This is a genomic window from Scandinavium sp., from assembly GCF_032012665.1.
Taxonomy (GTDB): domain Bacteria; phylum Pseudomonadota; class Gammaproteobacteria; order Enterobacterales; family Enterobacteriaceae; genus Scandinavium.
On record NZ_DALZVG010000025.1, the window covers coordinates 24,681 to 50,914 of the forward strand.

A 26,234-nucleotide genomic window follows, 5' to 3' on the forward strand; every position below is an offset into this window, starting at 1 on the left:
TCTTATTATTTTGGTGATATCACCATTTGCGACGGGCTGCCCACGGCGGTATAGCCCGGCTCAAAGGTCAGCTTGCCGCTGTGCGGTGCGACTTTAAAGCGAGTAATATTGTCACTGCGCTGGTTCATCACATACAGCCACTGCCCCTCAGGGTCGAGCGTAACGGTGCGCGGGTAATCGCCGCGGGTCCAGACATCATCCTGATGAACGAGCTCGCCGTCGGCAGATACCGTAAAGTGTGCGACGCTGTTATGCAAACGATTGGCGACATAGAGCTGCTTTCCATCCTGGCTGAGCGCCAGTCCGGCGGCAAAACTGGTGCCTTTGTACTCTTTCGGCAGCGCAGAAACCGTTTTGCCTTCCGTCAACAGACCTTTGTCTTTGTCGAGATGGTAATGCGTCAGCGTTGAAGCTTCCTCATTAATTAACCATAGCCCGTCCCCCTTCGGCGTGAAGACAAAATGACGCGGCCCTGCGCCTTTTGAAGAGGCATTAATAAACGGCGGCGTGTTTGGCGTCAGCTTGCCGGTCGCGTCATCCAGCTGATACTGATAGATACGATCGAGCCCCAGATCGGTGGAGAAGACGTATTTTCCCTGAGGATCGGCAGAAATCATATGCGCATGCGGCCCGTTATGATCGCTGATGGCAAAGCTGCCTTCCGCTGCCGCTCCCGGTTTGCCCGCGCCCGCCGGGCCTTCATCCTGATGCGTGTCCGAGGCTTCACTCAGGCTACCGTCTTCCTTCACCGGCAATACCGCAATCGTGCCGCTGACGTAGTTTGCCACCAGAAGATGACGACCGTTCGGCGTCAGCGACAGATAAACCGGGCCCGCACCGCCGGAGGAGACCTGATTGAGCTCGGTGAGCGAGCCGTCTGCGCCTATTTTCAGCGCCTGCACCACACCTTTTTCGGCTTCGCTTGCGACATACAGCGTTTTGCCGTCGTGCGATACCGTCAGCTGCGCGGCGTTAGGCAGTGAACTGACCAGCGTTTTATCGTGCAAATCGCCGGTCTTCGGATCGATCGTAAAGCGGTAAAGCCCTTCGCCGTTCGGATTATAAGTCCCCACCCAGGCGTACTGGGCGTGAGCGGCGGTAGCCAGCAGAGAGAATGAAGCGACAAGCAGGTGACGTGCAGACAGCATGATGACTCCTTGACGGTGATTGAGCAGAAGTGAGGTCTGATGCCCTCTCCCCGGCCCTCTCCCACAGGGAGAGGGAGAAGAGAATGAGCAGCAGTCCAGTTCTTTCCCTTTGCAGGGGAAGAGAAAAAATACGAGCACAATCCAGTTCCCTCTCCCTGAGGGAGAGGGTTAGGGAGAGGGGGGAAAAATCACCCCACCAGCTTTTTGGTCATCTCCAGCAGCGTGCGCACGTCTTCCGGGCGCGTGTTGCCGCTTTCTTTGTCGATGATCGAGCTGTAGATGTGCGGGATCACTTTCTTCACGCCCGCATCGAGGGCGATCTTCAGGATTTCGCTGTAGTTTTCCAGATCGATGCCGCCGGTTGGCTCCAGCCAGAAATCATGGCGTGCACAGGCTTCGGCAACAATCTGATACTCGTCGCGGCACTTCAGGCCACCCATCGGGAAGTATTTGATGGAGCTGCAGCCCATGTCTTTCAGCAGAGCGATGGCGGTATCAACCGGCACGATGCCGTCCTTTTCCTGACTGCTCAGCGGGCCGGTGGAGATTTTGACCATTCCCGGCGTACCGGTTGGTGACACCAGGCCGTTCACCACGGTCTCTTTCTGCCCGAGCAGCGCGCGGCTGGTTGCTACGCCGGTAAACACCTGATTTACGTGCTGCGGCTGAACTTCACGGGCGATCAGGCTCACCATGTCAGACTGGTTCGGATCGCCCGCACCAAGACCGACGGACAGCGCATTATCGATAAGCTTCGCGTATTCGCGCATGTCGGCAACCGCGCTCGGTACGTCCGGATAGTTTTTGGAGAGCACGCCCACCAGCACATGACCTTCCGCCGCTTCGTACACGTCGCTGGCGTTGCTTTTGGAACCTGCCAGCACGTTCAGGCAGACGCGGTCACGGTAAAAATTAGGGGTCAGTTTCATGCGTTGTTCTCCTTGTTCAGCACTTCCGCAATGCGGCGTGCCACGATCTCCAGCTGCTGCGCGTTCACGCTGCGAACGTCAGCTTCGATAATGCCTTCGTTAGCCTTGTAGCCGCGGAAGTAGATGGCGTATTCACCTTTTTTCAGCTCGGCCACGAGGTCGCCGGTCGCGACTTTGGTGACGGCTTCGTCGAATTTAATCTCAGTGCGCGCGATATCACGGCCCGCCGCATCCCACACCACACGGGAAGACACGCCGTTCAGGGCGTTCATGGCGTTGATGAATGGCGTCATTTTTTCCACCATCTCTGCACCGCTCTCTTTCTCGGCGGTCAGGTAGTGTTCGATAGCGCAGGTCAGGCCGAGAATGCCCTCTTTACCGACCTTCATCGCGCGGCCAATGCCCGCGGTCTGACGTTTCACCCATTCAACATACTGGGTTTTGCCGATGACCAGGCCGCTGGTTGGCCCTTCGATGGCTTTCGCGCCGCTATAGATGACCAGGTCCGCGCCATAACGGTAGTAGCACTGCAAATCTTCTTCGGCAGCCGCATCCACAATCAGCGGCAGATTGTGCTTACGCGCCACCACCACCGCCTGTTCTACGCTCAGCATGCTTTTCTGCACGCAGTGGTGAGATTTGATGTAAAGAATCGCCGCGGTACGAGGCGTGATTGCCGCCGCCAGCTGATCGGCAGAGCATTCGTTGGCGTAGCCCGCTTCCACCATTTTGCCGCCACCGAGCGCGATCATGGTGCTGACCGGCGCGCCGAAGTTAACGTTGTGGCCGCGTGGCAGGACGATTTCGTTATTCTCAATCGGGGTGCTGTGCAGGTTTTCCAGCAGCCAGTCGCTGTCTTTGACCAGTACGCCCGCGACGGACTGAGCGATACCCGCAGAAGCGCACGACACTACCGTCGCGCCTTCCACTTCCAGCAGCTTCGCGATGTATTCACCGGTTTTGTTGACCAGGTCTTTCATCTCGAAGTAGTGATTCATGCCGGTCATGACCGCGTCCACCACTTCCGGGCGTGGCGTTGACACGCCGAGTGCTGTCATGCGGCCAGAGGCGTTAATCACTTGTTTAAGCTGGTATTTCTCATAAATCGAAGGCATGTTCTGCGCTCCCTTGTTCGGTCATATAGCCCTTGCCTGCACGAATTGCGGCGAGCGGCACCAGATCCAGGTCCGCCTGCAGGGCGTTGTTTTCTGCATCCACCAGCGTTACCGGCTGGCGTTTCAGGGTGAAAATGGTCAGATCGGCATCGAAGCCAACGGCAAGCCTGCCTTTGCGCTTGAGGCGAATCGCCTCGGCGGCATTAGCGGTCACGCAGTTGATGACCTGCGGCAGCGACATGCCGATAGCAAGGAACTTCGCCATCACGCGCGCCAGTGAATGCACCGGGCCGTTGATGCGGTTACGGCAGTAGATATCCGAGCTGATGGTATGCGGCAGAATGCCCATCGCAATCGCCTGCTTCGCTACGTCGAAGCTGAAGCTTGCCGTACCGTGGCCCACGTCGAGCTTAATGCCGCGCTTCAGCGCGCCGGAAACGGAGGCGCGCAGTTCGCCAGATGGCGTCAGAATGCGGTTCGGTTTGCCGTTGTAGCAGTGGGTGATGATGTCGCCGGAGGTCAGCAGCTCAGTAATTTCATCGAGGTTCGGCGGGTTGTTGCCGATATGCACCATCAGCGGCAGATCGCCGTTGGCTTTCTGAATTTCCTTCGCCTTTTCCAGAGGCGTGATGCCGTTTTCGCCCACCACGCTGCTGCTCATGCGTGCCTTCAGGCCAACAATAAAATCCGGATGACGTTTGATGGCAGAAGCCGCAGCCTCTGCATCAATGTTCGCCATGTTCGCCAGCTCGTTCTGCGCAATCAGCCCGACGCGGGAGATATTGAGCAGGGCGTAGACATCCGTTCCGCACTTACGGGTGATGTCGTAGAACGTGTCAACGTCATCCGCGCCGGTGCTGCCCGCATCAATCACCGTCGTCACGCCGGTGGCGACGCCCACGCTGTCCGGCTCGTCGTTGTAAATCGGCGATTTCGGGTAGCAGTGAACGTGTAAATCAATCCAGCCTGCGCTGACATAGTGCTCGCCGCCCAGAGAGACGACTTTCGTCGCCTCGCCGTTAATGTCGCCCAGGGCTGCAATTTTGCCGTCTTTAATGGCGATATCCGTTACCGTATCGTCAACCAGGCGTGCGCCCTTAAGCAGTAAATCAAACATCGCTTTCTCCTTGCAGACTTAAATCGCCACCGGGAAGATGGAACCGAGAATCATCGCGCCGAGGATGGCGCCGCCGGTGATCGGCTTCTGCCAGATGTAAAACAGTAATGCGCCAATCAGCGAGCCAATCCCGATAGGAATGGAAGCGGTCATTGCGCTCAGGATAATCAACGGCCCGAGGAAGCGACCGGAAGCGTTACCTGCGCCCATCATGACGTCCGCCCCGTAGGTCGAGTTGCTCTGGTTAACGGTAAACTTACGCGCCAGAATAATGACGTAGCCAATCGCGAGGCCGATAATCAGGCCGGTTGCCAGAGAAGCGGCAAAGTTCGCCACCGGGAAGACGATGCCTGCGCCGAGCAGCAGCGCCGGAACGCCGAGGCCCACGCCGGTCTGAATCGCCCCGCCGATATCAAGAATACCGACCAGTGAACCTTCAATAATGCGGGCAAACAGAAAGCTCGCGCCGAAGGCCGCCACCGCGCCGTAGACGCCGGTGTCGATCCCGGATTTCAGCATCGCCACGAAGGCCACTTCGTTAAACGCGCCGATACCATACAGGTAGTACATGTGTGTCCCGGCGAAAACGCCGGAAGAGAGCAGGCCGACAAAGATCGGGAATGACCAGTCCGCGTACCAAAAACCTTTATTCTGTTCCATGCGTTATCCCCTTATTTGCCGCTTAACGCGTTATGCAGCAGATCCAGCCAGTTCGGCACCGTCATGTGGAAGGATTCGATCATCTTCATGTCGAAGCCACGGAAGAAGGCGCTCAGCACGAACAGGGCGATAATGGCCGCCATCATGATTTTGGTTACGCGGTTCCAGCCCGCATCTTCTACGCCCTTACCGATCAGGATGCCCAGCACCAGACCCGGTACGGCGTTGCCCATAATCAGCTGCGCTGCGCCGCCGAAGATGGTCGCCCAGAAGCCGGATTTCTTACCGGCATCAATCGCCGCCAGCCAGAAAATCACTGGCATGATGATGTTCACCAGCAGGTTAGCCGCAGGCACCAGCACTTTAACCGCCGTGACCTGTAACGCTTCCGGTACTGCCGACGCCGTGGAGTTGAGGAACGCTACAACGATCATGCCGATCAGGCCGCAGGCAATCGCCATTTTCTTCGGATCGTGAAGAGTTTCCGCCACGTTGCGGTTTTTCAGCATCAGTGCTGAAGCGCCCCAGTGCGGGATGATGCGGTGGTCAACGTCCTGAGTGAAGGCACCCGCCGCCACGGAAGATGCCCAGGCGTTGAAGAAGAAGCCCAGACCAAAGGAGAAGTGAGAAGCCGGATCCCCTTCGCAGGAGTTCAGCTCGCCCAACGTACGAAAAGCACCCATCCCTTGTGTGGTGGGCGCATGAAACATGCGTGCAGCTCCGGCGCCCACGCCGACGCCAACCAGGCCGCCGATGATGAGCGATTTAATAAGAATTATCAGGAACATGAGTCTGTCCTTTTCATGGTTATGTTGTCGTGACGAAATCCACTTTGTCGAGGTTTAACGCCGTCACGTTGACGGTGACGTCCAGCTCCACGCTGAACATGCGTCGCTCCCGGCGCAGAAAGAAAAACAAAAATGCTTCTTTCCGGACCGTTTCCTGCGCATGAACAACCGCCACATCCTGTGGTTCAATGCGCAGTAAAATGTGCGGTGAGGATTTCATCACCGTACCTTGTACCTGGCTCAGCGCATCGGCAAAGGCCCGTGCTTTGGCCTCGCCTTTGCCCTTCACCCTCACCGTGGTGGTGAACTGTTCTTTCATGCTTATGCGCCGTATTTCTTCTGCCAGGCCTGCACTAAACGCTCGCCCAGCTCTTCTTTATCCATGAAGCCGAAGCCCAGCACGTTCGCGCCTTCGTTGATCGCGGTAACGCCTTCATCCACGGAGCGCATGCCGTACTTCGCTTTGTAACCGTGCTTGGTCTGAGCGGTAATCGCACCCGCGCCGCCGCTGCCGCAGAAGGAGATGCCGAAGGTCGCGTTTTCCGCCTTCATCACGTCACCAAGCTTCATATCTGCTGCCACGCCCGGTACAACAACCGCACGGCCACCGGCTTTTTCCACGCCCGCTGCCACTTTCTGACCTTTGCCCAGACGGTCACCAATCACGACGGTAATTTGTTCCATGTTTTGCTCCTTAAAGGTTTTCTTTCGCCACTTCGAAGTGCACCGACAGCAGCCAGGCTTCTTCATCCGGAAGATTGCCAAACTGCGCCACTACTTCGCGGGCAAGGTTCATTGAATCGGCTGAAATTTCTTCAAACAGGCTGGCTTCCACTTCGGGCAGCGGCTCGCCGGTAATTGACCGGTGTGCCATCGCACGGACGTGAGACGTCAGCATTTGTTCCTGGACGGCATTCGGGATGATGTCGTGACCCTTGAGCAGGCTGTACACCTGGCCCAGCATGCGAGTTGCAAGCTCTTCGGTCTGACTCCCGACGTCGGTAATAACTGCTCCGTTGTTCACTCTTCTGACCCCGTTTATTGCGTCTGAGTCAAAAACTACCGTGGCAGCTGTCGGGTTTGTAGCGAGTTGTTTTCCACTTCGAAGTGGAAAGGCGAGCGGCAGGAGTGATCTGTCCCACAGAATTTGGCCGATCGGGGATGAAATGCTGGATAAGCGTGATGAAGGTCACGAGAAAAAACTGAATTAGCCGCGGAAGGAAGCAGCAATATTTTGCGAGCCTTCACGTAAAACTGTGACGTCGATAAGCTTTTACGATGACGATACGGGAGAATAACGGCGGGTGCCTGAGGTTTTTTGTCTGAAGCAGGAGACAAAAATCAGAAAGCCCCAGCCTGACTCTGCATCAGGAATGGGGCTTTATCTGTTACGTCGGACAACGAGAATTCGCGGGCGAAGGACCTCCGAATTTCTTCGTCAGCCTTCCGCTGGCCGCGTTGTGCTCAGGCGCCCTTCTTAACGGTATTTCTTATGGTAAGTATTGCGGGTTCCGGCCAGATCGAGAGCCACACCCTGCGCTTCCTTGATTTTGCCTTCGTTCGCGAGCTTCATCGCGCCATCAATCTGGCCGATCAGAATATCGAAGCCGTGGCGGAAATCTTTCATCTCCGCGCTGTCCGGCGCTTTATCTTCCAGCTTCGGTGGGGTCTGTTTCTGCGCATCCTGGGCCGCCGTACGCATTTTTGTCAGCGCCGCTTTCATTTCCGCGGCATCATCCGTTTTCTGCACCACTTTCAGGTTTTCAGACAGGGTGTCCATATCATCGCCGAGATCGGCAAAGGCAGGGGCGATACCCAGCATCAGGGTAGAGGCTGCCAGCATAGCCAGAACTGTTTTACGCATTGCTCACTTCCTTCATTTTTTATTATTGAACAGAGGTGGCGCAGCAGGTTGCGTCACCATGAGAACACTGTTATTGCCCGGCGATTTTCATTTCCGGCAGCAGTACGGAACCGCACTGAATGTTGCTGCGCGTTTCGATGTCGTCGGCCACGGTCACGATATTACGCCACATTTCTTTCAGGTTTCCGGCAATGGTGATTTCACTCACCGGATACTGGATTTCGCCATTTTCCACCCAGAAACCGGACGCGCCGCGGGAGTAGTCGCCCGTCACGCCACTCACACCCTGCCCCATCAGCTCGGTGACCACAAGGCCGGTGCCCATCTCTTTAAGCAATTTTTCAAAGCTGAGGCCCTGACCCTGAATACGCCAGTTGTGAATGCCGCCCGCGTGGCCGGTGCTTTTCAGGCCGAGCTTGCGCGCGGAGTAGTTGGTCAGCAGCCATTGGGTCAGAATACCGTCTTTGATGATATCACGACGTTCGGTGCGCACACCTTCGCTGTCAAACGGCGTGGACGCCAGGCCTTTCAGCAGATGCGGATGTTCTTCAATGGTCAGCCACTCTGGCAGAATTTGCTTACCGAGGGAGTCCAGCAGGAAGGTGGATTTGCGGTAAACCGCCCCGCCCGCAATCGCACCGACCAGATGCCCAAACAGCCCAGTCGCCACTTCATTGGCAAAAATCACCGGCGCTTTCATGGTGGAGAGCTTGCGTGGCGAGAGACGGGACAGCGTGCGCTGCGCACAATCTGCCCCTACGGCTTCCGGGGCGAGCAGATCGCCCAGCGCGCGGCCAATGGTGTACGCATAGTCGCGCTCCATGTCGCCGTTCTCTTCGGCAATAACGCAGCTGGAGAGCGAGTGACGTGTGGAGCAGTAGCTTTGCAGCATGCCGTGGCTGTTGCCGAACACCTTGATGCCGTAGTGGCTGTTGAAGCTGCCGCCTTCGGTATTGGTGATGCGTTTGTCCGCCTTCAGCGCGGCCTGTTCGGCGCGTGCGGCAAGCTCAATCGCTTCATCGGGGGAGACTTCCGCCGGGTGGAACAGATCGAGATCCGGCGCATCAAAGGCCAGCAGCTCTTTTTCCGCCACGCCCGCATACGGATCTGGCGAGGTGTAACGGGCAATATCCAGCGCCGCCTGTACGGTACGGGCAATGGCGTCCGGGCTTAAGTCCGTTGAGGACGCGCTGCCTTTACGGTTCTGGTGGTACACCGTGATGCCAAGGGCGCCGTCGCTGTTGAATTCAACATTCTCCACTTCGCCATAGCGCGTGCTGACGCCGATCCCGGTGGTTTTGCTGACCCCGACCTCTGCGCCATCAGATTTGCCTGCCGCCAGCTCCAGCGCGGTGGAGACGGCTTTTTCCAGTGCTTTACGCTGTTCTGCTACCTGTGTGATGACTTTCATCGCTAATGCCATAATGTAGAAAGGAGTTTATTGAAGTCTATCAGAGAACCGTTTTTCAGTGCGTAATGAAACTGCTACCATGTGTCTCTTTTTTTAGGAGCCTGAGATGACCAAGCAGCCCAAAGACTGGCTCGATGACGTGCCCGGTGATGACGAAATTGACGATGAAGATGATGAAATCATCTGGGTCAGTAAAAGTGAAATTAAACGCGACGCTGAGGAATTAAAAGACCTCGGCGCCGAAATGGTTGAGCTCGGCAAGAATGCGCTCGACAAAATCCCACTGGATGAAGACCTGCGCGCCGCCATTGAGCTGGCGCAAAAGATCAAGAAAGAAGGCCGCCGCCGCCAGCTGCAGCTGATCGGCAAAATGCTACGAAGCCGCGACGTTGACCCGATTCGCCAGGCGCTTGATAAGCTGAAAAACCGCCACAACCAGCAGGTTGCCCTGTTCCATAAGCTGGAGCAGCTGCGCGATCGTCTGATTGTCGAAGGGGATGATGTCGTCGCGGAAGTGCTGAACCTGTGGCCGGACGCCGACCGACAGCAGCTGCGTTCGCTTATCCGTAACGCGAAGAAAGAGAAGGAAGGCAACAAACCACCAAAATCCTCTCGCCTGATTTTCCAGTATCTGCGCGAACTGGCTGAAAACGCCGACTGATCGCCTGTAGCAGCCCCGTTCCGACGGGGCCTGCTGTTACTCCGCCATCACCACCTGATGTAAATCCTTCCTGAAGCGTTGATACGCTTCCTCCGCCAGCGGCTGCGGGTAACTCAATACAATCAGTTCATGATCGGCGATGCTATCGTGATAGCTCGGATGCGTATGCGCGTAGTCGTTCGCGACAAACCCCATGCTCTGATAAAAGCGAAGCCGCTTGTGGGCTATGTCCGTGGTTAGCGGGTCGATTTCCAGCAGCGTACGCGGATTGCGCGCCAGAAGCCGGGCGAGTAAACGCTTGCCGTAGCCCTGACCGCGCAGGCTGTCGTCAATGGCGAGATGCTCAATGTAGCCATAATCACCGAATCTCCAGGTACCGCTTAAGCCCACAAATATGTCACCGTCGTACCAGGCCTCCAGCGCGTAGTCCGGATGCGCCAGCGCCTGCCGTTTCGCCACATCTTCCCGCTGTTCATGCCAGGGAAAAGCGTGGGAATAGAGGTTATCCACCAGGGAGAAACGTTCCCCTTCGGCGTGCGTCAGTTTTTCGCTCGTTAGCATCGCAGCGTCCATTATCGATGAGGGAAAGACAGTAAAGCGGGGAAATGAGCCGCCAGCAGTAATGCCGACGGCTCTGACTGCGGAATTACTCTTGCGCCTGCTGCGCTTTCTTCGCCAGCATATCCAGCAGCTTCTGGTGAATGCCGCCGAAGCCGCCGTTGCTCATCACCAGGATGTGATCGCCCGGCTGCGCAGATTTGCCAATCATCTCGACCAGCGTGTCCACGTCCGCGCTCCAGTGCGCAGGCTGGATGCAGGCATCTGCCACTTCCGCCACCTGCCATGGAATGTGCTGAGGCTGAAGCAGGAAGACCTCGTCCGCACGGCCAAGCGACGGGGCCAGATCATCTTTGCAAATACCCATTTTCATGGTGTTGGAGCGCGGCTCCAGCACGGCCAGAATGCGCGCCGTGCCGCCTACTTTGCCGCGCAGCGCCTGAAGCGTTGCGAGGATCGCGGTTGGGTGATGGGCGAAATCGTCATACACGGTCACGCCGTTGGCCTCACCGCGCAGCTCCAGACGGCGTCGGGCGTTCACAAAGCTTCCCAGCGCGTCGGCGGCATCGGCAGGCTTGACGCCCACGTGGCGCGCAGCGGCGATCGCCATCAGGCCGTTGTGCATGTTGTGCTCGCCAACCAGGCCCCATTTCACCTGGCCTACCTGCTCACCGTCGAGCCATACTTCCCACTCAGCGGCATCCTGGGTGATTTTCTTCGCCTGCCAGTGGCCCTGCTCGCCCACCAGCTCCTGCTCGCTCCAGCAGCCCATCGCCAGGGTCTGCTTCAGGTTGATGTCGTTCTCTGGCGCGATGATGCGGCCCTGGCCCGGTACGATGCGCACCAGGTGATGGAACTGTTTTTGAATCGCTTTCAGGTCGTCGAAGATATCTGCGTGATCGAACTCGAGGTTATTGAGGATCAGCGTGCGCGGGCAGTAATGCACGAACTTCGAACGTTTGTCGAAGAAGGCGCAGTCGTATTCGTCGGCCTCGATCACGAAGAACGGGCTGTCGCCCAGACGCGCGGAGACGTTGAAGTTGCCCGGTACGCCGCCGATCACAAAGCCTGGCTTATAGCCGCAGGCCTCAAGGATCCACGTCGCCATACCGGCGGTGGTGGTTTTACCGTGCGTACCCGCAACGGCGACAACCCAGCGATCCTTCAGCACGAAGTCATGCAGCCACTGCGGGCCGGACATGAACGGAATGTTTTTCTCAAGCACCGCTTCCACGCACGGGTTGCCGCGGGTCATGGCATTACCGATGATCACCAAATCGGGCTGAGGCTCAAGCTGGGCAGCATCGTAGCCCTGAATCAGGTCAATGCCCTGCTCTTCCAGCAGCGTGCTCATTGGCGGATACACGTTGTTATCCGACCCCGTTACTTCATGGCCAAGGGAACGAGCCAGCATCGCCAGACCGCCCATAAAAGTGCCACAAATACCCAAAATATGAATGCGCATACGTCACTGTTCCTTTTTCATCAGCGGCGTATTTTACCCTCTTGTGGGCAGTGTCGGAAATGCATTTCAGCGAATTCCGTATTTAGCTGGCGCGATTCACCTGTACGCGGCTTTTTGAATGTTTGTTAAGATTGTTGGACATTAACCGCTTTACTCAACATCAAATGCAGGGAAAGTGTTATGAAAACGTTAGGTGAATTTATTGTCGAGAAGCAGCATGATTTTCCGCATGCCACGGGTGAACTGACTGCTTTGCTGTCGGCAATAAAGCTCGGCGCCAAAATTATCCACCGCGATGTCAACAAGGCAGGCCTGGTCGACATTCTCGGGGCCAGCGGCGCGGAGAACATCCAGGGAGAAGCGCAGCAAAAGCTCGATCTGTTTGCGAATGAAAAACTGAAGGCCGCCCTCAAAGCGCGCAACATCGTCGCCGGGATCGCCTCTGAAGAAGAGGACGAGATTGTCGTTTTCGAAGGCTGTGAGCACGCCAAATACGTCGTGCTGATGGACCCGCTGGATGGCTCCTCTAACATTGACGTTAACGTAACCGTCGGCACAATTTTCTCTATCTATCATCGCATTACGCCAGTTGGCACCCGCGTCACCGAAGAAGATTTCCTGCAGCCTGGCAACAAGCAGGTCGCCGCGGGCTACGTGGCCTATGGCTCCTCAACGCTGATGGTGTACACCACCGGCTGCGGCGTGCACGCGTTTACCTACGATCCGTCGCTCGGCGTGTTCTGCCTGAGCCAGGAGCACATGCGCTTCCCGGAGCGGGGTAACACCTACTCCATTAACGAAGGCAACTACATTAAATTCCCGCAGGGCGTGAAGAAATACCTGAAGTTCTGTCAGGAAGAAGACAAGGCAACGCAGCGCCCGTACACCTCACGCTACATCGGCTCTCTGGTGGCGGATTTCCACCGCAACCTGCTGAAAGGCGGGATCTATCTCTATCCAAGTACCGCCAGCCACCCGCAGGGAAAACTGCGCCTGCTGTACGAATGCAATCCGATGGCTTTCCTCGCCGAACAGGCGGGCGGCAAAGCGAGCGACGGTAAAGACCGCATTCTGGATATTATTCCGGAGACCCTGCACCAGCGCCGTCCGTTCTTCGTCGGCACCGATCATATGGTGGAAGACGTCGAGCGGTTTATGCGTGAGTATCCGGACGCGTAATTCCCCTCACCCTAACCCTCTCCCCAAAGGGGCGAGGGAATAATTTGCGCCCTCTCCCTTTCAGGGAGAGGGCCGGGGTGGGGGTAAAGAAGAATAATTAAGCCGCCTGGTTCTGCAAGCGGAAGGACGCCATGGCGTCCATCAGCTCACGCGACTGCTCTTCCAGCGAGCGCGTGGCCGCCGAAGACTGCTGAACCAGCGCCGCGTTCTGCTGCGCCGTCTCATCCATCTGGCTCACCGCAATGTTCACCTGCTCAATACCGCGGCTCTGCTCCAGCGACGCGCTGGCAATTTCGCGCATCAGTTTGGTCATGCGCATCACTTCAGACGCAATTTCGTCCATCGTTTCCCCGGCCTGCTGCGCCAGGTCGCTGCCTTCGCTGACGTGGGTCTGGGAATCGCTGATAAGCGTGCGGATCTCTTTCGCCGCATCGGCGCTGCGGCTCGCCAGATTGCGCACTTCTCCCGCTACCACCGCAAAACCACGCCCCTGCTCCCCGGCACGCGCCGCTTCGACCGAGGCGTTCAATGCCAGGATATTGGTCTGGAAGGCGATGCCGTCGATAACGCTCAGAATGTCGCCAATACGGCTGGAGCTGCCGGAGATGTCGCGCATTTTCTCGATCACATAGCAAACCATTTCGCTGCCGCGATCGGCGGTATCGGAGACGGTTTTCGCCAGCTGGTGCGCCTGTTCGGCGTTGTCTGCGTTCTGCTTCACCGTGGCGGTGATCTGCTCCATGCTGGCTGCCGTTTGTTCGAGCGACGTTGCAGTCGACTCCGTGCGCTGCGCCAGATTGTTATTGCCTGCGGTCAGCTCGCGGCTGCCGATATCAATCTGCGAGCTGGCATCACGCACGCGCAATACCGAATCCATCAATGACTGACGCATCTCGCCGATCGCCGCATTCAGCCGGTTAATTTCGAAGCTCGCCAGGGCATTCTGGCTATGGGTCAGGTTGCCCGCCGCGACCTGCTCAAGCTGCACAATCGCCGTATTCAGCGGCTTGAGCAGCATGTGGCGCAGGGCCATCCACGCCAGCACGATCACGCCTGCGGTCAGCAAAATGGCGATAATCATCAGCGTCATCACCCGGTTTTTACTGGCCCGCACTATGCTCACTTCCGCCTGACCGCGCGCATCCACCCAGCCCTGAAATGCCTGCATATCGTTATCAAACTGGCGGGAAACGGGGATCAGATGGTTTTCCAGCAGATCGTAATAGCTGTCAGCGCTTTGGCTGTCGAGCGCGGCCAGCATCGGGGTGATGCCCTGCTGGTTGTAGGCACCATAGCTTTTAGCAACGTTCGCCAGCAGCTGCGTGCCCTGCTCATCATCAATTTTTGAGTCGATCACATCGGCCAGGGTTTTCTGCACAACCCCGATTTCCCGGTGAATGTTCTGTACCGACTTTGCCGCATCGTCGAGCATGCCGATTTCCATCAGGCGGACGGCCTGCCCGGCTTCGTTGCGGGCACGCAGAATCAGCGTGTAGCCTTTGTTGAGCTGCACGAGCTGCTCACCCTGCAGGTGATTAATGCGCGTGAGCGATGCGGAACTTTTGGTGAGGGCGTAAATACCAATGCCGCTGACCAGCAGCAAAAGGAGGGTCATCACGGCCAGTAAAGAAAGCAGGCCGGTACGGATGGAGAGCTGTTTCAGCATGATGTCATTCCCGGTAGCAAAGAGACTTTTGGGTGTAAATAAAAGGTATCGGCTGCGACCGGGAAAACTTTAGGGTTATTAATAAATTCAGTATGTTATTGCTTTGTTACCGCCACCGGCACGCGCGTCACCGGCGAGCTCTGACGATTTTCCCACAACACCGTCAGGCCGCGCTGCAGGGCAATAAAAATAAACAGCAAAATGCCGATGGCAATTTTTGTCCACCACGAGCTCAGCGTGCCGTCGAAGTTGATGTAGGTCTGAATCAGCCCCTGAATACCCACGCCAAACAGCGTGCCAAGCACCGTTCCCACGCCGCCGCTTAGCAATGTACCGCCGATCACTACCGAGGCAATGGCATCAAGCTCCACGCCCATCCCTGCCAGCGCATAGCCCGCCTGGGTGTAAACGGAGAAGACAATCCCGGCGAGCGTTGCCAGGCCCGTCGACAGCATATAAATCCGGATGGTGGTGCTGCGGGTGGAAATCCCCATCAGGTTCGCCGATACCGCACTTCCGCCGATGGCGTAGACCTGATTACCAAACCGCGTGCGGTGAGCAACAAACATCCCCGCCAGCACAACCAGCAGCATCAGGAGGCCCATGGCGCTGAGCCGCCCGCCGCCGGGGATCATCCACGCCATATCGGAAAGCCTGTCGTAAATCGGATGATTGATCGGAATCGACTCTTCCGAAACGAGATAACTGACGCCGCGCAGGAAGAACATTCCCGCCAGCGTAATGATAAACGCCGGGATCTTCAGGACATCAATCAATAACCCCATAAATGCGCCAAATGCACAGCCCATCACCAGCACCAGCGGAAACGCCACCAGCGGCGACATGCCCCAGAAGCCGATCGCCTTGGCGAGGAACACGCCGGTAAACGCGATCACCGATCCCACGGAGAGGTCGATCCCACCGGAGAGGATCACAAAGGTCATGCCAACGGCGATGATCCCGAGAAACGCATTATCGGTGAGGATGTTGCAGATCACGCGCGTTGAGGCGAAGCCGGGGAACTGCGTCAGGCAGTAGAGATAGCCGAGAATGAACACCGCAAGGGTGATCATCAGCGGCAGGTTACGTTTTATCATGGCCGCGCACTCCTTTCAGTAAGCCGATAAAGCGCGGCGACTGGACTACCAGTACGCACAGCACCACCACCGCTTTCACCACCTGGTTCAGCTCCGGCTGGAAGCCCGACAGCAGAATGCCGGTGTTCATGCCCTGAATAATCAGCGCGCCAATCACCGAGAGCAGCAAATTAAAGCGCCCGCCCATCAGCGATCCGCCGCCAATGACGACGGCAAGAATAGCGTCCAGCTCCAGCCACAGTCCGGCATTATTGGCATCCGCCCCGCGAATATCGGCGGCAACGATCACCCCGGCAATGGCGGCACAGACGCCGCTCAGCACGTACGTCAACATCACCACTATGCGAGTGTTCACCCCGGCGTTTTTCGCCGCACGGATGTTGATCCCCACCGCTTCAATGAACATCCCAAGCGCCGTTTTGCGGGTGAATAACCAGAAGATAATGAGCGTTATCAGCGCGATGATCACCGGCGTCGGGAACAGCAGCAGTTTTCCGCTGCCAAACCAGGCAAGCGAGTCGGAATCAAAAGTTACGATTTGCCCGGCGGTGATGAGCTGCGCCACGCCTCGCCCGGCCACCATCAGGATTAGCGTGGCAACAAACGGCTGGATTTTGAGGATGGCGACCAGAATGCCGTTCCATAACCCTGCCAGCACGCCCGTCGCCAGCGCCACCAGCAGCACCACCGGCAGGCTGTGTCCGGCAACCTCCATCGACGCCGCCGTCGCACCGGCTATCGCCATCACCGCGCCGACGGAAAGATCGATCCCGCCGGTGGCAATCACCAGCGTCATACCGATTGCCAACAGCGCCACGGGCGCCGCGCGATTAAGAATATCAATCGGGCTACCGAACAGTCGTCCGTCCTGCAGCACCACCTGGAAAAAGTGCGGTGACACGAAGCTGTCGACCAGCAGCACGAGGATCAGCGCCGCGATTTGCGGCATCCCCGTCGGCCAGCTAAAGCGGCGCTTCTTCGGCCCGCTTTGAGGGAGAGATTGTGGCATCACTGCATACCCCTTATGCCGCAATAGCATTCATGATCGCCGGAACCGATAGCGCGTCCAGCGGGATCTCGGCCACCTGTTTACGGTCGCGCAGAATAATCACCCGATCCGCATAGCCCACCAGCTCCTCCAGCTCGGAGGAAATAACCAGCAGCGCCAGGCCATCGGCACAGAGCGTTTCGATAAGGCGGATGATTTCAGCGTGAGCGCCTACGTCAATGCCGCGCGTAGGTTCATCGAGGATCAGGAACTGAGGGCGCGTTAACAGCCAGCGCGACAGCAGCACCTTCTGCTGGTTGCCGCCGGAGAGAAACTCAATTGGCTGTTCAGCACTCGGCGTGCGGATACCAAGCTGGCGAATAAAGCGTTCGGCAATTTCGTTTTGCTCCCGGCGAGGAATCGGCCGCAGCCAGCCGCGCTGCGCCTGGAGCGCCAGAATGATGTTTTCCCGCACCGAGGCGGCGGCAATAATACCGTCGGTTTTGCGATCTTCCGGGCAAAAACCAATGCCGAGACAGGAAGCCTGATGCGGCGAGCGCAGCGTCTGCGGCTTGCCTTTGATCTCCGCGCTGCCGCTGTCCGAAGGCCTGATACCGAAGATGACTTCCGCGGTTTCGGTACGCCCGGAGCCGAGCAGCCCCGCCAGCCCGACAATTTCGCCAGGACGCACCTGTAAATCGAACGGCTCAATCACGCCTTTCTTACCGAAGCCTTTGAACGCGGCGACGGGTTTATCGCTGAGCAGCGTGCGGCCCGCGCGTTGCAGGGCGTTATTGTCCAGTTCGCGACCCAGCATCATTTTGACCAGCTCTATCTGCGGCAACGCTTTGGTTTCCTTACAGCCGACAAAGCTGCCGTTGCGCAGCACGGTGATGCGGTCGCTGACCTGATAAACCTGATCGAGAAAATGGGTGACGAAGATAAGACTGACGCCCTGATCGCGCAGCTGGCGCATCAGGGTGAACAGCATTTCCACTTCCTGAGTGTCCAGGCTTGCCGTGGGCTCGTCGAGGATCAGCACCTTAGCGGAGAGATCGATAGCACGGCAGATAGCCACGATTTGCTGCATGGCGACGGAAAAACGGTTCAGCGGTTCACGCACATCGAGCGAAAAGCCATAGGAAGCCATCAGTGCAGTCGCGCGTTTTTCCATTTCTTTACGTTGCAGGAAGCCGAAACGCCGCGGCTCGCGGCCGATAAACAGGTTATCCGCTACCGACATGTTCGGCAGAAGGTTCACTTCCTGATACACCGTCCCAATCCCAAGCTGTTGAGCGTGGGCGGTGTTTTTCGGGGAGATGGTTTCGCCTTCGAGCCAGATGGTGCCGCGATCGGCGTGATAAACCCCGGTCAGCGCTTTGATGAGGGTGGACTTTCCGGCACCGTTCTCACCGAGCAGGGCCATGATTTCACCACGACGCAGGCTGAAATCGACGTTATCCAGCGCCTTAACGCCGGGGAAAAATTTGCTCAGGCCTTCCGTGCGCAAAATATCCTGATTGTGAACAGAATCAGTCATTGTCAGCCCCTAAAAATAACCTTCACCCCGACCCTCTCCCTAAAAGGGAGAGGGAGAACACCAGGCCCGCTCAAATCAAACGCCGCTCGATCGGTTCCCTCTCCCCTCAGGGGAGAGGGCCAGGGTGAGGGGTTTTACATCAGTAGCCCATGTCTTTTTTCTTATCCAGCTGGGCCTGGGCGCTGTCTTTCAGGTACAGCTGAGAGTGCGTCAGGGTCAGCTTCGGCGGCATAGTGCCGTCTTTCTTGAATTTCTCCAGCGCATCAAACGCCGGGCCTGCCATGTTTGGCGTCAGCTCCACGTTAGCGTTGGCTTCATCGGCCAGCATCGCTTTATAGATATCCGGCACGCCGTCGATGGAGCCGGTCAGAATATCTTTGCCCGGCTTCAGACCCGCTTCTTTGATGGCCTGAATGGCACCGATAGCCATGTCATCGTTATGGGCGTAAACCATGCAGATGTTCTTGCCGTTGTTTTCTGCTTTGATGAAGCTTTCCATCACTTCTTTACCTTTACTGCGGGTAAAGTCGCCGGACTGAGAGCGGATAATCTTAATGTTCGGCGCTTTAGCGATGGCTTCGGCAAAGCCTTTCTTACGATCGATAGCGACGCTTGCGCCAACGGTACCCTGCAGCTCAACAACGTTACACGGCTTCCCGGCTTCGGTTTTTACCAGCCAGTCGCCAATCAGTTTGCCTTCCAGCACGTTATCGGCGGTGACGGTGGTCATGTAGAGCGATTTGTCTTTCACATCAATCGAACGGTCGAGCAGGAATACCGGGATTTTGGCCTGTTTGGCTTCTTTCAGCACCGGCTCCCAGCCGGTTGCAACCACAGGAGCAATGAAAATGGCGTCCACGCCCTGGGCGATGAACGAACGTACCGCTTTGATTTGGTTCTCTTGTTTTTGCTGTCCATCGGCGATTTTCAGGGTGATCCCACGTTTTTCGGCTTCACTTTTTGCCACGCTGGTTTCAGCAGCACGCCAGCCAGATTCCGAACCAACCTGTGAAAATCCTACGGTTAAAGGGGCAGCCATCGCCATAGACGACATGGCTGCGGAAACAGCGGAGACAAGAAGTAAACGCTTCCACATAAGGGTATCCTCTCTGAGATTTTGTGGGTAAAACCAGCATCTGCCGAAAAACTATAGACAATGAGAAATGTAACGTGATGCGTTACATCACACTTCCAAAAAGAGAAAGTGTGATTTGTAAGCGCTTCCACAGCTTTATTCATCAAGCGGCTGGCTTTATGGATTTTTCACCTGGTTAAAGGCTCTGAAAAACGACGCGAAGGCAAGCCAGGACTGAAAAGAAGCGAAGACATTTAGGTTGAGTTGGCTATAATACCGGGCACTTGGTTGCTATACATTTTTAAGGAATCCGACATGAGCTTACTCAACGTCCCTGCGGGCAAAGAGCTGCCAGAAGACATCTACGTTGTTATCGAAATTCCTGCTAACGCAGATCCAATCAAATACGAAATCGACAAAGACACCGGTGCGCTGTTCGTGGACCGCTTCATGTCTACCGCGATGTTCTATCCGTGCAACTACGGCTACATCAACCACACCCTGTCTCTGGACGGTGACCCGGTTGATGTTCTGGTTCCAACGCCATATCCACTGCAGCCGGGCTCCGTGATTCGCTGCCGTCCGGTTGGCGTCCTGAAGATGACCGACGAAGCCGGTGAAGATGCGAAGCTGGTTGCCGTACCGCACACCAAACTGAGCAAAGAGTACGATCACATTAAAGATGTGAACGACCTGCCAGAACTGCTGAAAGCCCAGATCGCTCACTTCTTCGAGCACTACAAAGATCTGGAAAAAGGCAAATGGGTGAAAGTGGAAGGCTGGGACAACGCTGAAGCTGCAAAAGCAGAAATCATCGCCTCCTTCGAGCGCGCGAAGAAGTAATTCTTTTCGTGATAAAAAACACCGCCTCCGGGCGGTGTTTTTTATTGTGCACAAAAAGTCACGCCACCCGAAGGTGGCGTGACTTAGTCAGAACTTATCTTTATCCAGCCAGTTGCCGGTATCGATTCGGGTGAAGCCGTCTACCGGACGCTGATAGACGTACATCCACGCGCTGCCGTACGGCGTCTGAATCAGGTAGCGGGCGTACTCACCACCTTTGGTACGCAGCGCATCAAGCTCGGCGAGCGTCGAGGCGTCGATTCGATAAACTTCACCTGCTACTGTTCCTTCACCGGGAACCGCGCCTGGATAGTGGCCCAGGCTGTAGAGCTGATAGTTATCGACGCTGTGATCGCCCAGCCACTGAGCGTTGGTCATCCAGTGGCTGTTGCCCTGTTTGCGCCGTAAACTGCCGTAAACAAATATTCGCATTGCTAAAACTCGAACTGATAGAGCAGATCAAGTGCCTGGTCTATGCCAGACACCGCTTCCAGATATAGCTTGGGCATCAGACGGTAGCGTAGCGTGAGTGTTGCCAGAGAGTCAAAAATTCCCACGCCATATTTCACCTGCAATCCTGGAGCGATGTAGCCGCTCACCACAACCTGTGAGGAGTCGCCCACCCCGGCAGTATCCAGGGCCAGATTGCTGACGCCAAACGTCTCGCCGATTTTACCCACAATCTGCCCACTTTGTGCAACCCCTAGTCCGACCAGCGCTGACGTCATCGCCGCGCCGTCCCCCTGCTGGCTGTCGAGCCCCTGCCCGCGAAGCAGATACGAAAGCGCCGCCTGCTGCGACATTGCCGGGTCGGAGAAGATTTCGGCCTTCGGCTGATCCGCCAGCCCGGTCACGCGTACGCCCGCGGTGACGTTATCTTCCGTGGCATCCGGGTTACGAATTGCTTCAATATTCAGCATCGGCCGATCCGGCGGGCCGGAGAACAGCAGGATGCCTTTACGCACGATCAAATCCTGCCCATAGGCGTGGAAGCGCCCTTGCGGGATGTTGATCTGGCCATTCAGACCCAGACCGTGCTTGTCCTGAGCCACTTTCAGATCGCCCGTCAGGCGCGCCTTCAGGCCGAACGCGTCCAGGCGCACGTTGTTACCGACGTGAATAGTCAGATTGCTGTTGATCGGAATGCCCGCCGTTTGCGGATTAACCGGCTTCAGGTCTTTGTCGAGCATGACTTCATCACTGGAGACGCCGACGGCGCTCTCCGGCACGTCATGCACCACGATGCGCGCCCACGGTACATCCACGTTGCCATCCAGCGTAAACAGGCTCGGCGTTGCGGTGAAGACCACGTCCGGCGACACATCAAGGCGAACCATTGGCGGTACGGTGATGCGCACCCGACTGCCTTTTGCCGCCACCTGCGCGCGCCAGTTGTCTATTTGCGTCCAGTCGGCGTTACCGCTGAGGCTAATTTGCCCCTGCTGGGTGGCAATTACGCCATCGAGCGTCGAGCGCGTGCCGTTGAAGTTCATCGCCACCCGGCTCGGCTGCATGTCAAACGGCATAAAGTTACCGTCGATATCCAGACCGGTCAGCGCCAGCTGTCCGAACAGCTGCGGGCTCTGAACGTTCCCCCCAAGGCGCAGGTTCGCATTCAGAGTTCCCGCGGCCTTTTCCCCACGTGCGAAAATCGGGTTGATCATCGCCAGAGAGAAGTTACGGATATTCACGTTGCCGCCGAGATTGCGCCGCCCCTGCGGATCGGTCACTTCAACCTGTCCGTCAAGCTGGCCGTTGTTGGTCAGGCGAATCATCCAGCCCAGCTGAGCACGATTATTGTGCAGATCGGCGTTCAGGTTAAGCGTGTCAAAGGCTACCGGCAGCGCCGCGTCGTTCACCGTCTGCGTGACCTTTACGTTACGTCCGCTGAGCGTCACTTTGCCCTGCGGCAGACCCGGTTTGGTCGCATCCCAGCTCACATCCGCATTGCCAGTGAACACGCCGCTCGCCTGCGTTTCTTCCGGCATAAACGGCTTGAGCATGGCTAAATCAAAGCGGTTAAGATTGACCACCGCCCGCCCGGTCTCACCGGCATCAATGGTTTGCGGCACGCACAGCTCTGCGTTCGGGTTCGTCCAGCAGTGAGGCCCGATGCTGATTTTCTGCTCTTTATTGCGGAAATCGAGCGTAATGGCGCGCGAGAGCGACACGAGCCCAACCGGCGTCTGGAAGCGGGTATTGCTGAGCGTCCCTTTCCAGCGCTCTTCTTTACGGTCAAAGCTGCCCGCCAAATCAAGCTGGCCGGACACCGGCTCGCCCTGAACACGCAGCTCCAGCTTGTGCTGTTTCTCATCGCCTTTCGCGGACAGCAGCACCTGCCTGATATTGACGCCGGGCTGCGCAATACCGTTCACACGCACATCGAGGTTACCGCCAATCTGGTCGGTGGATTTCACGTCGCCTTTGATCGAAGCCTGAGCGACGGAAATCTCCTGCCAGCGCAGGTTGCGGGCAGTGATATCCGCCAGCAGCTGCGGCGCATCGACGGTGCCGCGAACCTTCAGCAGACCTTTGGCCGTGCCGCCGAGGCCCGGAAGCGCGTTATCCAGCCCCGGCGCATCGATGGTCGCATCCAGGTTCAGCTCCTTCACGCCCAGTTCGCCCTTCACGTCGGCGCTGTTGCGCCCAAGCTCCAGATGGAGCCCCGGTATTTTCCATTGCAGATAGCTGTTGCCCGAAAGCTTACCGTCAACGTTTACTTTATTTTGCTTCACGTTGCCGGTGAGCTTAAGTTCCGGCACGTCCACCTGCCAGCTGCCGCCATACAGGCTGCCGGTGGTTTTGATGCTGCCGTTAAGCTTTGCAGGCCAGTCCGGCATTTCTTTAGCGGTATTGATGCCGTTTAGCGTCAGCGCACCGCGCCAACTGATCGCCTGCTGCCAGTCCAGCAGCGCCTTGAGCTCCGTTTTCCCTTCCAGCGCCGCGATGGTCAGCTTATCGAGATTCACCTGCAGCTCATTGCCTTTAGCATCCAGCGTGATAGTTGCCGGAGGCACATCCTGTCCTTTCACCGCCGTGCGGAACGACAGCGTGTAGTCGGTCATTTTGCCGCTGAGCTTCAGCTTCAGGTCATCGGCCTGATACTGTTTCGCGCCGGTAAACGGCCAGTAAAGCTGCTTGCTCAGCACTTCCAGATTCAGCGGCAGCCCGGCTTCGGCGAGCTGCGCCTGCGCCCGAATGCCAACGTCTACCGGACCAGAGAGATTGATCCCGACGTCGAGCTGCTTGCGCACTTCGCCGCCGATTTTCATTTTGATCTTCTCGCCCTTCACCGGGTCGATATTCAGGGTGCTGTTAAGGGTTAAATCGACCGGCCAGCTGTCCTGAAGTTTTGCCGTGCCGGTGGCGTTCACCGTGCCCTGGCTGGAGTCAACGTCCAGCGCGTCCAGCTTCATGTCGCCGTCAATGCTGCTGACTTTAAGCAGCATTTTGTAGACGGTAAGGTCGGTGTCACCCGTCAGCCTAAGCTGCTCACCGCGAAATTCCTCAATATTCAGATTGAGCGGCAGATGCACGTCGGTCATTTCTGGCAGCACCGGCTTCGAGAAGAGTTCCTTCATCGTCTCACCGAGCGTTTTTTCATCCGGCTTCGGCTTCTCGATTTTCGGCTCAACCACCTGTTCCTGCGCCACGTTAGCCACTTTCGGTAGGGCGATAAGCAGCCCCTGTAGCGAGGTCGGCGTCAGCGTCAGGTTTTTATCCTGCCAGTTAAGGCCGGAGGTGAAATCCATCACCGACACGGTGGTGTCGTCGATTTTGATATTCACGTTATTCAGCGCAACCCGGCTCAGGGTTATCGGGTACGGCGTGGAGAGGTTCAGCGGCCCGCTGTCCTCTTCCGTCGCGGGTGCTGACGGCGGCATTTTTTTGCTGTCGATCGCCACGTTCACGTTTGAAAGCGACAGATCGTTCACGCACAGGCTGCTTTTCCACAGGCAGGCAGTATTCACCGCCAGATGGAACTGCCCCGCGTCTACCGCCACGCCTGGCTGCTCATAGCGCAGGTTTTTAACCGTTAAATCCTTCCAGCCGCCGACCACCTGGCCGATGGAAAGGCCGGGCACCCAGCGGTCCGCGGCTTTGAAAACCAGATGCAGCCCGGTCGTGGTCCCCACCAGGAATGCCACCGTGCCCAGCAGCAGAATGAGGAATACCAGTACGCCGAGGCTAATCTTCTTCCATAAACTCATAATTCTGGCCCCAGACCGATGTAGAACTGTAACCCGTGCTCGTCTTTGTCACCGACCGGCACCGCCAGGTCGAGCTTGATGGGCCCGACCGGAGACTGCCAGCGCACGCCGACGCCCGCGCCGGTTTTAAAATCGTCATCGCGGAAGTCGTTTACCGCTTCGCCGCTGTCGACGAACATCGCCCCCCACCATTTACCGGTCACGTTGTACTGGTACTCCAGCGAGCCCGTCGCCAAACGCGATGCCCCGGTAAGCTTGCCGTTATCGTCTTTCGGTGAGATCGACTGGTATTTATAGCCGCGAATGCTGCGATCGCCCCCGGCGAAGAAGCGCAGGTCCGGCGGCACTCTGTCGAAGTCGCCGGTTTCGATCCAGCCAAGGTTGCCGCGCACCACAAAGCGGTGGCGATCGTAAAGGGTGCGAATCCAGGTGTTTTGCGCCTGAATAACGGCGAAGTCAACGTCCGATCCCCACGCGGTGTTCGATACATCGACCGAATAGCGCTGGGAATCGCCCCACGTCGGCATCAGGCCGCCACGCGAGCGGGTGCGGCTTATCATCACGCCCGGATAAAGCAGCATGGTGGTGTTGGTGACGTCCGCCTGGGTAAAGTGAGAAAGGCTCCAGCGCAGGTTAATCGCACGCTGCCAGCCGCTGGAAAGATCCCAGTAGCGCGACACGCCGAGCGTAGTGGAGTCCGATTCGGTATCGTTCAGATCGGTGCGCTTAAAGCCACCCTGCAGCAAATAATACTGTTCGAGTGGGTTCTTCAGCAGCGGCACTTTATAAGAGAAATCGAGCTGCTGCTCCGGTGCGGAAAGGCTTACGGACGAGGTCAGACTGTGGCCGTAGGAGTTGATCCATGGCTTGTTCCATGACGCTTTAACGCGCGGGCCTACGTCGGTGGAATAGCCAACCCCGGTTTCAATCGTGTTCCGGGTGCGCGGCGATACCACGCCTTCCAGCGGCAGAACTTTCGTTTTTCGCGCTTTATCAAATTCCGGCGCCACCACCACGGAGTTGAACCAGCCTGTCGCCGAGAGACGGCGGTTGAGCTCGGCCAGATCGTCGGAGGTGTAGTAATCCCCTTCCTTAAACGGAATCAGATTTTGCAGATAGCGGTCCTGAATCTGCGATCCCTGGAACGTCACCGGCCCGAAGCGATAGCGTTCGCCGCTGTCGTAGTCGATGTCCCAGAACGCCTGATGGCGGTCAAGGGAAACGCCAAGCTGGCTCTTTTTGAATTCGCTGTCGAAGTAACCTTTGCGCAGCGAGACGCTGGTAAGATCTTTCTTGAAACCGTCGTAATCGCCGTGGTTAAGGATAGTCCCGACGGCAGGTCGCTTTTTCAGCAAATCCAGATAATCGCGATCGGTTCGCGCCCCGCCGCGTAAAATCACGTCGGTGCCACCAATGCGAACGGGTTCGCCCGGCGTAACGTGAGCCATCAGCACCTGGCGGCCCTTGGCCGGCGCAGGCTTCAGCTCAAAATCAATCTGCGGTTCGTAATAGCCGAGCGCCTTCAGCCCTTCGCGGATAGCGTCATCGACGCGCGCGCGGAAACGGCGATCCGGCGTCACCTCGTCGCTCTCGATGGTGGACAGCTGTGCGCGCACGTTCTTCAGCAGCTCTCCGTCAAGCCCATCTACCTGTAAACGTATGTTTGCCGCTCCGGCAACACCACTGACCAGCAACAGGCTGGCCCAACAAAATTGGCGAATTTGTGGCACGTCTTCTCCCAAAAAGTCCTTGTTTCCACCCCGTCAGGAAACACAATGCCGATCTACTGCTTAACAAAATTCCAACACGTTCGGTTGAAAAAAATCGATCCAACTCAATATTATTTCTTATGTCTAACTCTAGTCGTGTTCACGGCCTTTATTGTGTTCAAAGAGAGGCGCTGTGACAACCTTAACCCC

General features: G+C 57.1%; 24 protein-coding genes. 3 read left to right on the forward strand and 21 right to left on the reverse strand.

The window, feature by feature from the left end:
• Positions 1-5: 5 nt before the first annotated feature.
• The 11 genes from RTU33_RS17580 to pmbA all read right to left on the reverse strand — a co-directional run bounded on the left by RTU33_RS17580 (position 6) and on the right by pmbA (position 9,044).
• Positions 6-1,148: a lactonase family protein gene (locus RTU33_RS17580; protein ID WP_312629073.1), complete on the reverse strand. Its 1,143-nt coding sequence runs from the start codon at positions 1,146-1,148 to the stop codon at positions 6-8.
• Between the two features lie 188 nt (positions 1,149-1,336).
• On the reverse strand, positions 1,337-2,077 hold the full coding sequence (gene dagF / locus RTU33_RS17585) for a 2-dehydro-3-deoxy-phosphogluconate aldolase (RefSeq protein ID WP_312629074.1): 741 nt from the start codon (positions 2,075-2,077) through the stop codon (positions 1,337-1,339).
• On the reverse strand, positions 2,074-3,192 hold the full coding sequence (locus tag RTU33_RS17590; RefSeq protein ID WP_312629075.1) for a DgaE family pyridoxal phosphate-dependent ammonia lyase: 1,119 nt from the start codon (positions 3,190-3,192) through the stop codon (positions 2,074-2,076). The genes dagF and RTU33_RS17590 overlap by 4 nt, the downstream gene beginning before the upstream one ends.
• On the reverse strand, positions 3,176-4,309 hold the full coding sequence (locus tag RTU33_RS17595; protein ID WP_312629076.1) for an amidohydrolase/deacetylase family metallohydrolase: 1,134 nt from the start codon (positions 4,307-4,309) through the stop codon (positions 3,176-3,178). The genes RTU33_RS17590 and RTU33_RS17595 overlap by 17 nt, the downstream gene beginning before the upstream one ends.
• An 18-nt stretch (positions 4,310-4,327) precedes the next feature.
• Positions 4,328-4,969: a DUF4310 family protein gene (locus tag RTU33_RS17600; protein ID WP_312629078.1), complete on the reverse strand. Its 642-nt coding sequence runs from the start codon at positions 4,967-4,969 to the stop codon at positions 4,328-4,330.
• Between the two features lie 11 nt (positions 4,970-4,980).
• On the reverse strand, positions 4,981-5,757 hold the full coding sequence (locus RTU33_RS17605) for a DUF4311 domain-containing protein (protein WP_312629079.1): 777 nt from the start codon (positions 5,755-5,757) through the stop codon (positions 4,981-4,983).
• A gap of 19 nt (positions 5,758-5,776) precedes the next feature.
• Positions 5,777-6,076 (reverse strand): DUF4312 family protein, encoded by a 300-nt coding sequence (locus RTU33_RS17610; RefSeq protein ID WP_312629081.1) that lies wholly within the window; start codon positions 6,074-6,076, stop codon positions 5,777-5,779.
• A gap of 2 nt (positions 6,077-6,078) precedes the next feature.
• Positions 6,079-6,441 (reverse strand): SFCGS family glycine-rich protein, encoded by a 363-nt coding sequence (locus RTU33_RS17615; RefSeq protein WP_312629082.1) that lies wholly within the window; start codon positions 6,439-6,441, stop codon positions 6,079-6,081.
• Positions 6,442-6,451: 10 nt separating this feature from the next.
• On the reverse strand, positions 6,452-6,781 hold the full coding sequence (locus RTU33_RS17620; protein ID WP_312629083.1) for a glycine dehydrogenase: 330 nt from the start codon (positions 6,779-6,781) through the stop codon (positions 6,452-6,454).
• Positions 6,782-7,234: 453 nt separating this feature from the next.
• Complete coding sequence (gene cybC / locus RTU33_RS17625; RefSeq protein ID WP_312629084.1) at positions 7,235-7,621, reverse strand: cytochrome b562; 387 nt, start codon at positions 7,619-7,621, stop codon at positions 7,235-7,237.
• A gap of 70 nt (positions 7,622-7,691) precedes the next feature.
• Complete coding sequence (pmbA, locus tag RTU33_RS17630; protein WP_312629086.1) at positions 7,692-9,044, reverse strand: metalloprotease PmbA; 1,353 nt, start codon at positions 9,042-9,044, stop codon at positions 7,692-7,694.
• A 94-nt stretch (positions 9,045-9,138) separates the two neighbouring features.
• On the opposite strand from pmbA, the gene yjgA reads away from it, so the two are divergent.
• The gene (gene yjgA / locus RTU33_RS17635) at positions 9,139-9,693 is read left to right on the forward strand and encodes a ribosome biogenesis factor YjgA (protein ID WP_312629088.1); all 555 of its coding nucleotides are present in this window, start codon (positions 9,139-9,141) and stop codon (positions 9,691-9,693) included.
• 36 nt (positions 9,694-9,729) lie between these two features.
• On the opposite strand, the gene RTU33_RS17640 is transcribed toward yjgA, so the two are convergent.
• Both RTU33_RS17640 and mpl read right to left on the reverse strand, forming a co-directional pair.
• Positions 9,730-10,254: a GNAT family N-acetyltransferase gene (locus tag RTU33_RS17640; protein ID WP_312629089.1), complete on the reverse strand. Its 525-nt coding sequence runs from the start codon at positions 10,252-10,254 to the stop codon at positions 9,730-9,732.
• Between the two features lie 85 nt (positions 10,255-10,339).
• Complete coding sequence (gene mpl, locus RTU33_RS17645; RefSeq protein WP_312629090.1) at positions 10,340-11,716, reverse strand: UDP-N-acetylmuramate:L-alanyl-gamma-D-glutamyl-meso-diaminopimelate ligase; 1,377 nt, start codon at positions 11,714-11,716, stop codon at positions 10,340-10,342.
• 180 nt (positions 11,717-11,896) lie between these two features.
• Between mpl and fbp the strand changes: the two genes are divergently transcribed.
• Positions 11,897-12,895, forward strand: a complete 999-nt coding sequence (gene fbp / locus RTU33_RS17650) for a class 1 fructose-bisphosphatase (protein WP_312629091.1) — start codon at positions 11,897-11,899, stop codon at positions 12,893-12,895.
• A gap of 97 nt (positions 12,896-12,992) precedes the next feature.
• On the opposite strand, the gene RTU33_RS17655 is transcribed toward fbp, so the two are convergent.
• From RTU33_RS17655 to ytfQ, 5 genes are all read right to left on the reverse strand, one after another.
• The gene (locus RTU33_RS17655; RefSeq protein WP_312629092.1) at positions 12,993-14,561 is read right to left on the reverse strand and encodes a methyl-accepting chemotaxis protein; all 1,569 of its coding nucleotides are present in this window, start codon (positions 14,559-14,561) and stop codon (positions 12,993-12,995) included.
• A gap of 95 nt (positions 14,562-14,656) precedes the next feature.
• Positions 14,657-15,658: a galactofuranose ABC transporter, permease protein YjfF gene (yjfF, locus tag RTU33_RS17660; RefSeq protein ID WP_312629093.1), complete on the reverse strand. Its 1,002-nt coding sequence runs from the start codon at positions 15,656-15,658 to the stop codon at positions 14,657-14,659.
• The gene (gene ytfT, locus RTU33_RS17665; RefSeq protein WP_312629094.1) at positions 15,645-16,670 is read right to left on the reverse strand and encodes a galactofuranose ABC transporter, ATP-binding protein YtfT; all 1,026 of its coding nucleotides are present in this window, start codon (positions 16,668-16,670) and stop codon (positions 15,645-15,647) included. The genes yjfF and ytfT overlap by 14 nt, the downstream gene beginning before the upstream one ends.
• 10 nt (positions 16,671-16,680) lie before the next feature.
• Positions 16,681-18,186, reverse strand: coding sequence for a galactofuranose ABC transporter, ATP-binding protein YtfR (gene ytfR / locus RTU33_RS17670; RefSeq protein WP_312629096.1), 1,506 nt, complete (start codon positions 18,184-18,186; stop codon positions 16,681-16,683).
• Between the two features lie 139 nt (positions 18,187-18,325).
• On the reverse strand, positions 18,326-19,282 hold the full coding sequence (gene ytfQ / locus RTU33_RS17675) for a galactofuranose ABC transporter, galactofuranose-binding protein YtfQ (RefSeq protein WP_312629098.1): 957 nt from the start codon (positions 19,280-19,282) through the stop codon (positions 18,326-18,328).
• Between the two features lie 294 nt (positions 19,283-19,576).
• Here ytfQ and ppa point away from each other — a divergent pair, with 294 nt between their 5' ends.
• The gene (gene ppa, locus RTU33_RS17680; RefSeq protein ID WP_032616230.1) at positions 19,577-20,104 is read left to right on the forward strand and encodes an inorganic diphosphatase; all 528 of its coding nucleotides are present in this window, start codon (positions 19,577-19,579) and stop codon (positions 20,102-20,104) included.
• A gap of 87 nt (positions 20,105-20,191) precedes the next feature.
• On the opposite strand, the gene RTU33_RS17685 is transcribed toward ppa, so the two are convergent.
• From RTU33_RS17685 to tamA, 3 genes are read right to left on the reverse strand one after another with little or no spacing between them, the layout of a single operon-like run.
• A complete protein-coding gene (locus RTU33_RS17685; RefSeq protein ID WP_312629100.1) occupies positions 20,192-20,536 on the reverse strand; it encodes a gamma-glutamylcyclotransferase in 345 nt (114 codons plus the stop codon).
• Positions 20,537-20,538: 2 nt separating this feature from the next.
• Complete coding sequence (gene tamB, locus RTU33_RS17690; protein WP_312629101.1) at positions 20,539-24,315, reverse strand: autotransporter assembly complex protein TamB; 3,777 nt, start codon at positions 24,313-24,315, stop codon at positions 20,539-20,541.
• Complete coding sequence (gene tamA, locus RTU33_RS17695; protein WP_312629102.1) at positions 24,312-26,045, reverse strand: autotransporter assembly complex protein TamA; 1,734 nt, start codon at positions 26,043-26,045, stop codon at positions 24,312-24,314. Before tamA ends, tamB begins: the two co-directional genes overlap by 4 nt.
• Positions 26,046-26,234 lie beyond the last annotated feature (189 nt).